The 13223-nt window shown below is 62.1% G+C and carries 13 protein-coding genes; 11 read left to right on the top strand and 2 right to left on the bottom strand.

The features are described 5' to 3' along the window. Positions 1-13: 13 nt before the first annotated feature. The 3 genes from ACGYLY_RS23095 to ACGYLY_RS23085 are packed head-to-tail and all read left to right on the top strand — an operon-like array spanning position 14 to position 2254. Positions 14-859 carry an SDR family NAD(P)-dependent oxidoreductase gene (locus ACGYLY_RS23095; protein WP_395285122.1) on the top strand — a complete coding sequence of 282 codons (846 nt, stop codon included), beginning with the start codon at positions 14-16 and terminating at the stop codon, positions 857-859. After that, the gene (locus tag ACGYLY_RS23090; protein ID WP_395285121.1) at positions 846-1085 is read left to right on the top strand and encodes a hypothetical protein; all 240 of its coding nucleotides are present in this window, start codon (positions 846-848) and stop codon (positions 1083-1085) included. Before ACGYLY_RS23095 ends, ACGYLY_RS23090 begins: the two co-directional genes overlap by 14 nt. After that, the gene (locus ACGYLY_RS23085) at positions 1082-2254 is read left to right on the top strand and encodes an anhydro-N-acetylmuramic acid kinase (RefSeq protein WP_395285120.1); all 1173 of its coding nucleotides are present in this window, start codon (positions 1082-1084) and stop codon (positions 2252-2254) included. Before ACGYLY_RS23090 ends, ACGYLY_RS23085 begins: the two co-directional genes overlap by 4 nt. 544 nt (positions 2255-2798) lie before the next feature. Here the strand turns inward: ACGYLY_RS23085 and ACGYLY_RS23080 are convergent. After that, positions 2799-3479: an HAD family hydrolase gene (locus ACGYLY_RS23080; protein WP_395285119.1), complete on the bottom strand. Its 681-nt coding sequence runs from the start codon at positions 3477-3479 to the stop codon at positions 2799-2801. Positions 3480-3572: 93 nt separating this feature from the next. Between ACGYLY_RS23080 and ACGYLY_RS23075 the strand changes: the two genes are divergently transcribed. The 4 genes from ACGYLY_RS23075 to nagZ all read left to right on the top strand — a co-directional run bounded on the left by ACGYLY_RS23075 (position 3573) and on the right by nagZ (position 8798). Beyond that, on the top strand, positions 3573-4619 hold the full coding sequence (locus ACGYLY_RS23075; RefSeq protein WP_395285118.1) for a serine hydrolase domain-containing protein: 1047 nt from the start codon (positions 3573-3575) through the stop codon (positions 4617-4619). 63 nt (positions 4620-4682) lie between these two features. Continuing rightward, entirely contained in the window at positions 4683-5858 is a 1176-nt protein-coding gene (locus ACGYLY_RS23070) for a hypothetical protein (protein ID WP_395285117.1), read from the top strand. Positions 5859-5995: 137 nt separating this feature from the next. Beyond that, positions 5996-7162, top strand: coding sequence for an exo-beta-N-acetylmuramidase NamZ domain-containing protein (locus ACGYLY_RS23065; protein ID WP_395285116.1), 1167 nt, complete (start codon positions 5996-5998; stop codon positions 7160-7162). Positions 7163-7166: 4 nt separating this feature from the next. Next, positions 7167-8798 carry a beta-N-acetylhexosaminidase gene (nagZ, locus tag ACGYLY_RS23060; protein WP_395285115.1) on the top strand — a complete coding sequence of 544 codons (1632 nt, stop codon included), beginning with the start codon at positions 7167-7169 and terminating at the stop codon, positions 8796-8798. 683 nt (positions 8799-9481) lie between these two features. Here the strand turns inward: nagZ and ACGYLY_RS23055 are convergent. Next, a complete protein-coding gene (locus ACGYLY_RS23055; RefSeq protein WP_395285114.1) occupies positions 9482-10243 on the bottom strand; it encodes an IclR family transcriptional regulator in 762 nt (253 codons plus the stop codon). 172 nt (positions 10244-10415) lie between these two features. Here ACGYLY_RS23055 and ACGYLY_RS23050 point away from each other — a divergent pair, with 172 nt between their 5' ends. The 4 genes from ACGYLY_RS23050 to ACGYLY_RS23035 all read left to right on the top strand — a co-directional run bounded on the left by ACGYLY_RS23050 (position 10416) and on the right by ACGYLY_RS23035 (position 13209). Then, on the top strand, positions 10416-10844 hold the full coding sequence (locus tag ACGYLY_RS23050) for an OsmC family protein (RefSeq protein WP_395285113.1): 429 nt from the start codon (positions 10416-10418) through the stop codon (positions 10842-10844). Between the two features lie 98 nt (positions 10845-10942). Further along, positions 10943-11125, top strand: coding sequence for a hypothetical protein (locus tag ACGYLY_RS23045; RefSeq protein WP_395285112.1), 183 nt, complete (start codon positions 10943-10945; stop codon positions 11123-11125). A gap of 288 nt (positions 11126-11413) precedes the next feature. Further along, the gene (tnpA, locus tag ACGYLY_RS23040) at positions 11414-11806 is read left to right on the top strand and encodes an IS200/IS605 family transposase (RefSeq protein WP_395285111.1); all 393 of its coding nucleotides are present in this window, start codon (positions 11414-11416) and stop codon (positions 11804-11806) included. Next, complete coding sequence (locus tag ACGYLY_RS23035; protein ID WP_395285110.1) at positions 11806-13209, top strand: RNA-guided endonuclease InsQ/TnpB family protein; 1404 nt, start codon at positions 11806-11808, stop codon at positions 13207-13209. Before tnpA ends, ACGYLY_RS23035 begins: the two co-directional genes overlap by 1 nt. Positions 13210-13223 lie beyond the last annotated feature (14 nt).

Below are 13223 nucleotides of genomic sequence, written 5' to 3'. Positions count from 1 at the left end.
ACAGGTGGAGCATATGGAAACGAGTACGGACCAGCGGAGCAACGAGGTCGCAATCGTCACCGGAGCGGCGAAGGGAATCGGCCGGGCGATCGCGAAGCGACTCGCGGACGCGGGCACCGCAGTCATCGTCGCCGACGTGGACGAGGAGGGCGGTGAGGAAACCGTTTCCCGTATCGAGGAGGCCGGCGGAGCGGCCGAGTTCGTGCGAACCGACGTCAGCGAGTCGGCGGACGTGTCGGCCGTGGTCGAGGCGACGATGGAGCGCCACGGGAGCATCGACGTCCTCGTGAACAACGCGGGCGGGTCGTTCGACGACGGGAACGTCGCGGACGTGACTGACGAGACGTGGGAACGGGTCATCGACGTGAACCTGAAGGGGCAGTTCCTCTGCGCTCGGGAGACGCTTCCAGCGATGGTCGAATCGGGGGGCGGGTCGATGGTCCACATCTCCTCCATCAACGCGAAACTCGGCATCGGCCTGGCCTCCTACTCCGCCGCGAAGAACGGCATCGTCGCGCTCTCCCGAATCGTGGCGACGCAGTACGGCCGCCACGGCGTCCGCTCGAACGCCATCTGTCCGGGGAGCATCATCACCGACGCGTCGAGCGAGAAGTTGACCACCGAGGGACCGATCCGGGAGGAGTGGTTGAACCAGTATCCGGTCGGGCGGTTCGGGCGACCCGAGGACGTGGCCGAGGCGGCGTTTTACCTCACGTCGGAGAAGGCGTCGTTCGTCACGGGCACGGAACTCGTCGTCGACGGCGGCCTCTCCGCCGGTCTCGACCAGCGGTTGGAGACGATGATGTACGACATCGAGGAAGTTCCGACGCGAACACGTGAGAACGATGGGGACGACTGACCCGAACGACGACCCTGACCGCCCGGCGAACGGAACTATAAGTAGTCCGACGAGAAACTGCGTGGAGATGACCACGGAGTGCCGCCGACCCACCGACCACGACAGCCTTTTCGCCGGTATCGACGTTTGGAACCGCGCCAATCCCGGTTTTTCCATTCCCGACGGACTGGTCGCACAGAACGTTTTCGCCCCGTTCGACGGCGTCGACGGGGAGGTGACGGCGTGACCGAACGCGTCGTCGTCGGCCTCATGTCGGGCACGTCGCTCGACGGCGTCGATGCGGCCTGCTGTCTGATTCGACGGGATGGGAAGACGATACGCGACTACGACGTGACCGTCGAGTCGTTCGTCACGCGCGAGTACGACACGGACTTCCGCGAGCGACTCGAACGCGTTTGTTCCGACGACGGAACCGTCGCCGAGGCGTGCCGGTTGAACGTCGAACTCGGAGCGGTGTTCGCGGACGCGGCGGTGGCGGCGGCGTCGGCCGCGAACCGCGAACTCGCGACCGTAGACGCAATCGGTTCGCATGGACAAACGGTTCGCCACGAACCGGAACCCCGATCGCTGCCGGTGGGCGACGAGCGACGTCGTTCGACGCTCCAGATCGGGGACGGAAGCTACATCGCCGAGCGAACGGGCGTCACGACGGTCGCCGACTTCCGGACCGCGGACGTCGCAGTGGGTGGCCACGGCGCACCGCTCGTCCCGTTCGCGGACCTCACCCTCCTCGCAGACGACGAGTCCTTTCGTGTCGCACAAAACATCGGCGGCATCGGGAACTGCACCTCGTTGCCGCCCGGTGCGGGACGCGACGACGTGACAGCATTCGACACGGGGCCGGGGAACATGGTCATCGACGGCGTCGTGGAACTCCTGACGGGTGGCGAGCGGACCTACGACCGAGACGGCCGCATGGCCCGCGAAGGAACGGTCGACGAGGGGATTCTAGAAAACGCGCTGGACGAGGCGTACTTCCGTGCCGAGCCACCGAAGTCCACCGGACGGGAGCAGTTCGGTCGCGGATACGCGCGGGAGTTCGTCGCCGACTGCCGGGACCGAAACCGCTCGAATGCGGACATCGTGGCGACGGCAACGGCGCTGACCGCCCGCTCCATCGCCGACGCGTATCGGCGGTTTCTGCCGAAACCGCCGGACGAAATCGTCGTTTCCGGCGGCGGTGCGTACAACGCTACGCTTCTCGACATGCTCGGTGCCGAGGTCGACGCGCCGATCCGGACCATCGACGAGTACGGCGTCGGAAGCGACGCGAAGGAGGCCGCCGCGTTCGCCCTCCTCGCCGCGGCGGCGTTGGACGGCGTCCCGAACAACGTTCCCGGTGCGACCGGTGCAAACCGTCCGGTCGTCATGGGGAAACGCTGCCCACCGACGTGAGAAACCGCCCGCCGACGCTTCTCAAACCGATTTTCACGCGTTCGGTTCTCCGACGATTCCCGGACCCGCCGGTACTCCACCTTCGGATACGTCGAATCGTAGATTGTCGAGGAGTCGATCCGCAAGTCCAGTGTGGACGGCGATCGTCGTTATCGGCGGTCGGGAAGGGACTTTCGACGGACCCGAAACGAACCACCCATTCATCACTAATGTCCATGTTCGTTAACTGGCGGCATGGAACCCGAGCGGCCCGTTCAACCCCCATTACGAAATTAGACCTGTAACGACCGTCCGATGGCCGCGGAAGACCCTTTCCACCTTTGTTAGTCGTTCTCTCGGCGTTTCTGCGGCAGTTTCGACCCCTCCGAATCCGCTCGTCGTAGTGAGATGCCCCCGAACGTTCGGAAGCGGAGTTACACGGCTTTCAGTGGGTTCTTCCCCTCGTTTCGGCTGTGTCGAAACGGGGTAGCCGGTGCGAAACGAAGCGGTCGCTCTTCGGCGACACACGACCTGAAACCGAGAAAGACAGGGAACGGACGGAGACTTACGCGGCGTCCGCGACGTCGGGGAGCGAACGGAGGTCCGTGAGCGATTCGACTTCGTAGGTCGGTTCCTCCGGAAGGTCGTACCCTTCGCGGTGAGGGCGACGGACGAACGCGGAATCGAGACCCGCACGATGGGCGGCACGAACGTCACAGGCGCTGTCGCCGACGTAGAGGCCGTTACTCACGTCGAGGTCGGCCATGGCTTGCTCGATGTAGTAGGTCTCGGGTTTGGTCTGCTCGAAGCCCGCTACCGTCGGTTCGCGGCCGTACACCGTCTTAAAGAGGTGGTCGAAGTCGAAGCGGTCGAGCATGTACTCGACGGTGGCGTGTTGGTTGCTGCTGACGACGCCCATGTCGTGGTTGGCGGCGAGGTCCGGGAGGACCGCACAGTCGTCGTAGGGAACCCGCTCGCCGCGGTCCATCATCCCGGACTGGAGGCTCGACGCGTTCGCCTCGCGCTCGGCCCAGAACCGCTCGAAATCGACGCCGTGGTCGTCGCACACTACCCGCATTCCCTCCACCGTCGCACCGGCGATGAAGGCATCGACGTCGGCGTCGTCGGGCGACAGGTCGAACGCGTCGAACGTCTCCACGACGGCCTGTCGGTAAACCGTCGGGTGGTCGGGGTGGAAGGCGAGAAGGACGCCGTCCACGTCGAACAACAGCGAATCGTAGGTCATGCGTGATGCCTTGAGTCGGAAACGACAAATAGGTTGTTCACCGCGGGAGGACGACGAAGGGACTAAGACGGTCCGCCTCCCTCGTTCAGCGGAATGAGACAGTCGAACGGAGATTCGTCGCTCGAAGCGGTTCTCGCCCGCGGGTTGGAGGAAGGGGCGTATCCCGGTGCCGTGGCGGCGGTCGGAACGACGGACGGAATCGAGGCGGTGGGCATCGTCGGCGAACGCGACCCCGAGCGCGGGGAGGCAATGACCCGCGAGACGGTTTTCGATGGCGCGTCGTTGACGAAACCCGTCGTGACGGCGACGACGGCGCTTTCGTTGGTCGAGGCGGGGGAGATCACCCTCTCGGACGAACTCCGGCGACACGTCCCCTCCCTCAACGGCTATCGGCGCGGCGAGGTGCGACTCCTCGACCTGCTAACTCACAGTTCCGGCTTTCAGCCGTACGCGTTCTCCGAGTCGTGGGAGTCGCCGAGCGACGTGTTGGAGGGGCTTCGAAACCGTTCGATACTCGAAGCCGAACCCGGCAGTCGAAACGAGTACAGTTGCCTCAACTTCGTTCATCTGGCCGAGGCGCTTCGCGGGGCGACCGACGCCTCGCTCGGCGAACTCGCGGAACGGTACGTGTTCGGCCCCGCCGGAATGGAGTCCTCCGGACTCGGACCGCTCGCCGATACCTCGAACGTCGCCGCGACCTACGACCACGAGTACCGTGACCGCGTCCTCCGCGGAGAGGTCCACGACCCGCTCGGATGGGCGATGAACGGCCAGAGCGGGAATGCTGGCCTGTTCACGACGGTCGACGACCTCGCGGCGTTCGCGCGGGCGTACCTCGCCGCCGACGGGGCGCTCCTCTCTCCGGCGACAATCGAGCGGTTACAGGACGACTGGTTGCCGGACCTTGACACCCGTCACAGCCTCGGGTGGCGACTCGCCGACGAAACGTACCCCGCGCCGAACTGGTCGCGGGTCGGACTCGGTCACACGGGCTACACCGGGACGTCGCTGTGGCTCGACCACGCCCGCGACCGGTTCGCCGTCCTGCTCACGAATCAGGTGTACGAGGGAAAGGGGACCGGCCTCATCCGCTTCCGCGAGCGGTTCCACGCGATGGTCGCCGCCGGACGCTTCGACTGAGCCGATTTTCTACTCATGCCCCTATCGGGGAATATTTATTACACGGCGCGAACGTTGGCTGGTATGGTCGCAGTCTGGAGCTATCCGTGGCGTCTGCTCGCACGATCGCCCGACACGACGAGGAGGGAACTCGCCGAACTGGGCGTGACGAGCGTCACCGTCGCCGCGCACTACCACTCCATCCGAACGCTCGACCCGCGTTCTCCCAACGATCTGTTCGAATCGTACGAAGGTGGCTGCTACTTCCGACCCGACCCGGAGCGGTTTGCCGACACGCCGATCGACCCGCCGGTGAACGAAATCGACGGCCACGCCGACCCGTTCGGGGCCGTCATCGAACGGTTGACCGAGGCGGGTATCGACGTGACCGCGTGGCTGGTCTGTTTCCACAACTCGAACCTCGGCGCGTCGAACCCCGAGTACCGCATCGAAAGCGCGTTCGGTGACGCTCACGACCACGCGTTCTGTCCGTCCAATCCCGAGGTACACGCATACTTCGAGGACGTCGTGTGGTCGTTGGCTGATTACGATATCGCGGCCATCAACCTCGAATCGCTGGGCTTTCCGAGCGCATTTCACCCGCACGGAGCCACGTTCGGCCACGCGAAAAATCAGGTCGTCCGCGGCAAACCCGAGGAAATCCTCCTCTCGCAGTGTTTCTGTTCGGCCTGCGAAAAGCGAGCGGCGAGTCACGAAGTCGATTTCGACCGCGCTCGGAACGTCGTCCGGTCGCTCGCCCGCGACGTGCTTCGAACGCCGACGCCGGAAGTCGAATCGCTGGACCGCCTCGTCGAGGAACGCCCCGTCCTCGCCGACCTCTTCGAGTTCCGCGCGTCGGTCATCGCCGCGTTCCTCGAACGCATCGCGGCGGCCAGCGGCGACGTCGCGTTGACCTACTCGGCGTCGGACGGCCTCGGCCGCGAACCGAACGACGGGTGGCCCGCTGGCGTCGTCCTCGACCGCGTCAGCAATCACCTCGACCGCATCGTCGCGCTCTGTTACACCGACGACCGTGACATCGCACGGCGTCGCGTTCGTGCGTATCGGGATGCCGTCGACGTGCCGGTCGACGTCGGGGTCACCCTCGACCCCGGCGTTCTCGGGACCGAAGAGGAGTGGCGGCGGTTCGTGGGAGAAGTCGGCGGTCTCGGCGACGAACTCCACGTCTACAACCACGCGCTGCTGAGCGAGGACCACCTCGACTGGTTCGACGTCGCCGTCGCGCCGACGAGCGATTGAAGCGATACGGGTGAGAAGGGACACACAGGAGACGGGAGTGGACACGGAGATGGTGTCCGTGTCCGTCTCGTTACACCCCTGACAGATAATCGCACGCCACATGGGGTTTTTTAAGGGGATAACGCATTGCCGAAGATATGGTAACACTCGGCGTAGAACGGTTGTTGAACGACCGTTCCGAGACGGTCGACGGGGAACGATTGGGACTCATCACGAACCCGTCGGGAACCGACAGCAACCTCAACACGACGATAGACCTGCTCGATGCCCGCGACGAGTTCGACCTCCGCAAGCTCTTCGGGCCGGAACACGGGCTACGGGGCGACGCACAGGCGGGGGTGAAGGTCGAAGACAGCACCGACGAGCGTACCGGGCTTCCGGTGAAGAGCCTCTACGGCGAACAGAAACGGCTGACGCCGGAGATGATGGCCGGCGTCGACACCGTCATCTACGACATGCAGGACGTCGGCTGTCGGTTTTACACGCTCATCTACACGTTAGGATACGCGCTGAAAGGAGTCGCGGAGGCGGACAAACGGATGGTCGTCCTCGACCGACCGAACCCGATTTCACCGCTTCCCGCCGCGGGTAATCGAATCGACGACGACGTCGCCTCATTCGTCGGCGCGTACGAACTTCCCATGGTCCACGGGATGACCGTGGGCGAACTGGCGACGTACTTCAACGGCGAGTTCGACATGGGTGCCGACGTGGACGTCGTCGAGATGCGCGACTGGTCGCGGACGGACTGGTTTTCCGACACCGGCCTGCCGTGGGTGTACCCGTCGCCGAACATGCCGACGCCGGGAACGGCGACGCTGTACCCCGGAATGTGCTTTTTCGAGGGAACGAATCTCTCGGAGGGACGCGGGACGACGAAGCCGTTCGAACTCGTCGGCGCGCCGTGGATAGACGCGGACGACTGGGCGGCGGAGCTTTCGAATCAAGGGCTGGACGGCGTCGCCTTCCGTCCGGCGTACTTCTCGCCGACGTTCTCGAAACACGAACGCGAGAACGTGACCGGCGTCCAGATTCACGTCCTCGACCGGGACGCCATCGACCCCGTGACGGTGGGTCTGACGGTTCTCGCCTCCGCGTTCATGGGGTCCGACGACTGCGAGTGGATAGTCTACGACGACGATTACTTCATCGACAAGTTGGCCGGAGGAAGTTACCTCCGCGAGACGATAGACACCGCGGACCCGACGGCGGAACCCCGGGAAGTCGTCGACACCATCGTCGGCAGTTGGGAAGGGGACCGAAACGAATTCCTCGACGTTCGGGCGGAGTACCTACGGTACTGATAGCATGAGTTCAATAACCGAACCGGAGTCGGCGGAATCGACGAATCCGCCAGCTTCCCCGACGGATTTCAAAGCCGACGTATCGTCCCTGTCGCTTTCCGAAAAGGTCGGCCAGTTGTTCGTGGCCGGGTTCGACGGAACGACGCCGACTGAGGAGATAGCGACGCTCGTCTCCGAGCGAAACCTCGGCGGCCTCATCTACTTCAGCCGAAACGTCGAATCCCCGGACCAGCTCCGGTCCCTCTCACGCACGCTGCAAGGGTTCGTTCCGGACGGGAAGCCGCCGCTGTTCCTGTCCATCGACCAAGAAGGGGGCCGGGTCGCACGCCTCTCGTGGGGGACCGAACTGCCGAGCGCGATGGCGCTGGGTGCGGTCGACGACCCGGACCTCGCTTTCCGCGCCGGGAACGCCGTCGGACGGGAACTGCGCGCGCTCGGCGTCGATCTCGACCTCGCACCCGTCCTCGACGTGAACAACAACCCCGACAACCCGGTCATCGGGGTTCGGTCGTTCGGCGAGCGACCGGACCGAGTCGCGAAACTGGGGTCGGCATTCGCCGAGGGGCTACAAGATTCGGCGGTCGTCGCCTGCGGAAAGCACTTTCCCGGCCACGGCGACACGGCGGTCGATTCCCACCTCGACCTGCCGGTCATCGACCACGACAGGGAACGCCTCGACGGGGTGGAACTGCGACCCTTCCGCCGCGCCATCGACCGCGGTATCGGGGCCATCATGACGACGCACGTCGCGTTTCCGACCATCACGGACGACCCGAAGCGACCGGCGACGCTCTCCGCGCGCGTCGTGACGGGGCTCCTCCGTGAGGAGTTGAGCTTCGACGGACTGGTCCTCACGGACTGCATGGAGATGAAGGCCATCGCCGACGGTGTCGGAACCGTCGAAGGCTGTGTGCAGGCGGTCGAAGCGGGCTGTGACCAAATTTTCGTCTCGCACACGCCGGCAAAACAGCACGCCGCCATCGACGCCGTCATCGAAGCGGTCGAATCGGGGCGGGTTTCCGAGGACCGCATCGACGCGGCGGTTCGACGCGTCCTCCGCGCCAAGCGAGCGCACGGAGCGGGGTACGTCGGCGACGAGACGGAATGGGACGAGGCCGTGACGGGGTGTCGGTCCGTCGCACACGAAATCGCCGAGCGCAGCGTCACGCTCGTCCGCGACGAGTCGGGGGAACTTCCCGTCACCGGTCGCGTTTCCGTCTACGAGTTCGATATCGGACGAGGGTCGCGCGCCGAGGAGACGACCGACCGAGACGGCGCGTTCGCGTCGACGCTGGCGGCGGCGGGCGTCGAAGTCGATAGCACCGTCCTCGCGCCGGGAGAATCGCCGAGCGAAAGCGTCGCCGTCGCCGATCGTTCGACCGTGGTCTGCACGTCGAACGCCGTCTCGAATCCCGACCAAGTGACAGTCGTCGATACCCTTCGAGAGCGGGGCGCGAACCCCATCGTCGTTGCGACCCGGAATCCCTACGACCTCTCGGCGATGCCGGAGGTCGAGACGTACCTGACGACGTACGACGACACGGCGGCGTCGCTCGCCGCCGCGGTCGAACTGCTGGTCGGAGAACGGACCCCGACCGGTCGGTTGCCGGTGACGATTCCGGGGAACAGGGAGTAAAACCGATTGGCAATACTGCCCAAATATACTGTTCGGAAAACCAATTCAGTAACCTTTTCAGCGTGTTTTTCCAAGAGTCTTCGAAGTTTTACCCTCCAACATTACCTGAGAGTATTACTAAGTGAGAATACTGAGATGGGAGGACGGGAAAGACTCGAAAGCGGAGACGTCGCCGCCCTACCATGTCCGCTCGGAGACGGGTTTCGAGACTCCGACTCATTTGGCCGCCGCCAGCACCGAACACCGCACTAGTATTGTTCCAATGAATCAATATTAGATGGCAAATACATCATGGAACTTCCGTTCTTCGATGGCCGTATTCGGGGATACATCAATTGTCAACTATAGTTCGGCAGCTCCGACACTCGTAGTCGGTGATGTACTCCGAAGTCGTGGAAAATCGCAACCAAATATGGATCACCAATACCACAGTCATCCGGTTTCGAAGGAATGTGGCGTATCGCGTTGCCGAGTATACGCTCGTCCTTACGATCAATTGTCAGTAGATTTGATATCCGTCGTTGTTTACGAACGACGGAAACAGTAGGGAACGCGTCGGTTGATATCCCGATACTTGTGCAATACTATCGCCACCTGGATACGCGATACGCTTCGCTCGTGAGTAGACGCGATTCCACGGATCTGTGCGACGCTTTCCCGTTAATTTCGACGTTCGATGATCCCTACGCGTGTGCCAGTTTCAGTTCGATGATGTTCTTCGCGCGGCGAAGACCGTCCAACAATCGGTCTCGGAACTCGCCCTCGATTCTGCTCACCGGGCCGGAGACGCTGATAGCCCCGATGACCTGTCCGTTCTCGTTCTTTATCGCCACCGCGAGACAGCGAACGCCGCGGACGCGTTCCTCGTCATCGACGGCGTAGCCCTGCTCACGAACCGTCGCCAGTTCGGTTCGGAGTTCGTCGGGGTCGGTTATCGTCTTCGGCGTCCGCGCGGGCAATCCCGTTTGCTCGAAAATGGCGTCCATCCTGCTCTCCGGGAGGAATGCGAGAATGGCCTTTCCGAGGGCCGTCGCGTGGAGCGGCACGCGCTTTCCGGGGTGGGTGTCGAGCGGAATGGCGTTTCCCCCCTGCGCGTTGTAGATGTACACGCCCGTTCCGTCCTCCTCAACGAGAAGGTTCGCCGACTCCTCGGTTTCGGCCGCCAGTTCGTCTATTTCGGAACTGGCGAGTTCGTACACTTTGCGCCGGGAGCGGGCGTACTCGCCTAAATCGAGGAACTGAAGGCTCACGTGATACGTGTTCCCGTCCCGGACGACGTATCCCCGCTGGACGAGCGTTCGGAGGTGGTTGTGCACCGTGCTGTCCGGAAGGTCGAGGTGAGCGGAGATTTCCGTGAGACGGGCACCGTCGAGTTCGCGCAAGGTGTCGATGATGTCGAGCGACCGTGCGGTCGTTCTGACGGGAGTGGTTGAGTCGCGGGTCATGCCCTCTACGTCCGTTCCTTTCCCGGAGGGGAGTTATATAATTTCCTTCGTACCGAAACGGTGGCAATCCGAAAAAGCCGTCTCGGAAGGCGGTGCGCTCGAACCCCAAACGGGGACCCAACTCGGCGGGCCAGTACTTCCATACGGGTGCCGACTGTACTCCGGGGTGACGATGACCACAAGACAAGCCGACACGACGTGGCAGGGCGGAAAGGACGGAAGCGGCGACTTCGAAACGGAGAGCGGACAGATAGAGGGGACGTTCCGATTCCCGACACGGTTCGAGGACGAACCCGGAACGAACCCCGAGGAACTCATCGGAGCGGCCCACTCCGGGTGCTTCTCGATGCAACTGACCGCGTTCCTCGAAGAGGAAGGGTACACGCCGGACAGCCTCCACACGGAGGCGGACGTGCACCTCGAACAGGCCGACGGCGGCGGTTTCGAAATCCCGCGTATCGACCTGACGCTGACGGCGGACGTTCCGGACATCGACGAGGACACCTTCGAGGAACTCACACAGAACGCAAAGGAGAACTGCCCCGTTTCGAAGGCCCTCGCGGGGCCGGATATCACGCTCGACGCGACATTGGAAAGCTAACGGCGCGAACGCGGTTTTCGGAAACCGACGGGCGTTCGCGGACGTTTCGCTTTTATATTTTCCGTAGGTAATATAACACCTCGGACGAAATGTATGATATGGTACACTGCCCTGACTGCGGTTCGACCCTCGAAGCGGAATCGGACGTCGAGTTCGTGGAAATGGACGCAAAAACCGGATTTCTGAAGGCCTCGAAGCGATTTTACGTCGTTACCTGTGCCAACTGCGGCACGACGATAGGGAGCGGCGTGGCAGGCGCGAAGGCGGGTGGAGGTGCCTGAAAGAGAAACAGATTTAATCTGACACCACAATCGATGGATATGGTACACTGCCCTGAATGCGAAGCGACGCTCTCCGAGAAGTCCGATGTCGAGTTCGTGGAGATGGACACCACGACCGGCTTTTTCGCGGCCTCGAAACGGTTCTATCTTTAAACAGCGAGAGAATTCCGCCGTAAACGGCGGGCGTGAATCGCGTAAGCTCCATTCCACAAACCACGACTACAGCACACTGAATACCCCACGGAGTAAGCTTTAATACAATTGGCCGATAGATATCGATGAGGCCAAATGAAGTACAACCTGCAAACCGGGTCGCACACCGTCTACGCGCTCCAATATCACTTTGTGACCGTTACAAAATATCGCGCAGACGTACTCACCGATGAAATCAGCGAACGCATCGGAGAGGTAGTGAACGACCTCGCAGGCGACTTTGGCGTTGACATCCAGAACGTCAACGGTGGAAGCGACCACATCCATATTCTGTTCACTGCGAAACCAACCACCGACATGACGAAGTTCATCAACTCGATGAAAGGCGTCACGTCACGGAAAATCCGCAGTGAATACCCCGAAGTCAAACAATCGCTCAAGGATTCGTTCTGGCAACCGGGGTACTTCCTCGCAAGTACCGGGCAAGTGAGCATCGACGTTCTCATGGACTACGTGGAGAATCAGTGATGTCTGCGACGGCAACCAAAACACTCCAAGCGACATTTGCCCCACCGACTACTCACAAGGAGGAGAAACTACAGGATACGCTCGAAACGTACCGCGAAGCGTTGGACGAAGCGTTCGATTCCGGCGCGGATACGATGGGTGGCGTCAGTGACATTGTGACGCCTTACGACCTCCCGTATCAGGCAAAAGCCGCGTTGTGTAGCTACGTCCCGAAACTCCGCAAAACGTACAATGCTCGTGAAATTGACGACGAGCATCCGCTCCGACTCACGAACCAAGCCGCAAAGTTCGACCACTCGGATGAACGTGAATACGAGTTCACGTGGTGGGCACCGCGACCGGGACGTGGGACGAACTTCTGGATTCCGCTTCGGATTAACCCCGAGCAAGAATCACTGTGGTACGACTTACTGAACGAAGACGCCAAAGCCGGTGAGATACGGCTACAGAAACACCGGAAGAATTGGGTACTCCATGTCACCGTCGAGTACTCGATTGACGAACCGACAACCGACGGTGACACCACACCAATCGGGCTTGATATCGGTGAGACTGCGCTAATCACGGGCTGTGCCCTCAAGCGCGGGACGCCGACAAGACCCGTTCTTTGGAGTGGCAAGCGTGCGAAACACCTCCGCAAGGAGATGTCAACCACGCTTCAGCGACTACAAGAACGCAATGCAGAATGGCGAATTGACGAACGATTCGACTACTACCAGAACGCACTCACGGACATCGTGGAGAAAGCCAGCCGCGAAGTAGTGGACTACGCCACCGGTTTCGAGAATCCGATAATCGTGATGGAGGATTTGACCTACATCCGTGAGAATCTGGATTACGGCAAGTACATGAATCGGCGTCTTCACGCGTGGGCTTTTGCGCGGCTACAGGGCCGTATCGAAGACAAAGCAACGGACGCTGGTATCCCGGTCGAATATGTCAATCCCGCCTACACAAGTCAAACGTGCCACGAATGCGGCCACATCGGAAAGCGCGGTTCGCAAGCGGAGTTCCGCTGTACGAACGACGACTGTCACGTTTCGACGTTTCAGGCGGATATCAGTGCCGCAGCAAGCATTGCTCGACGGGTTGACCCGTGGGGAGAGAGTTGCACTTGGAAAACGTGTGACGATGACTCGCCACGGGATGGGAGCGGTTGTGACACTGCCGTAAGACCACCCAAGCGGAGCGCACCTACGCAGATGACGCTTGTCGCGTATGAGTCTAAAAACCTTACCAGCCAGTCTGGTATTCCTCTTGGAGGGGAAGCCCCGTCGTTTACGACGGGGAGGATGTCACTTGGTCGCCTGCAACGAATGCGGTGCGGCCATCGGCGGCGGCGGCGCTGGAGCGAAAGCTTAGAGCGGACGTCTACCACCGAATCGTGGAACCGGGTTCGGTGACAACGACATCTAGT

The sequence above is a fragment of the Haladaptatus sp. CMAA 1909 genome (assembly GCF_043952005.1).
Taxonomy (GTDB): Archaea; Halobacteriota; Halobacteria; order Halobacteriales; family Haladaptataceae; genus Haladaptatus.
Note: the sequence above shows the minus strand (reverse complement) of the source record. Positions and strands in the feature narration are given on the sequence as shown.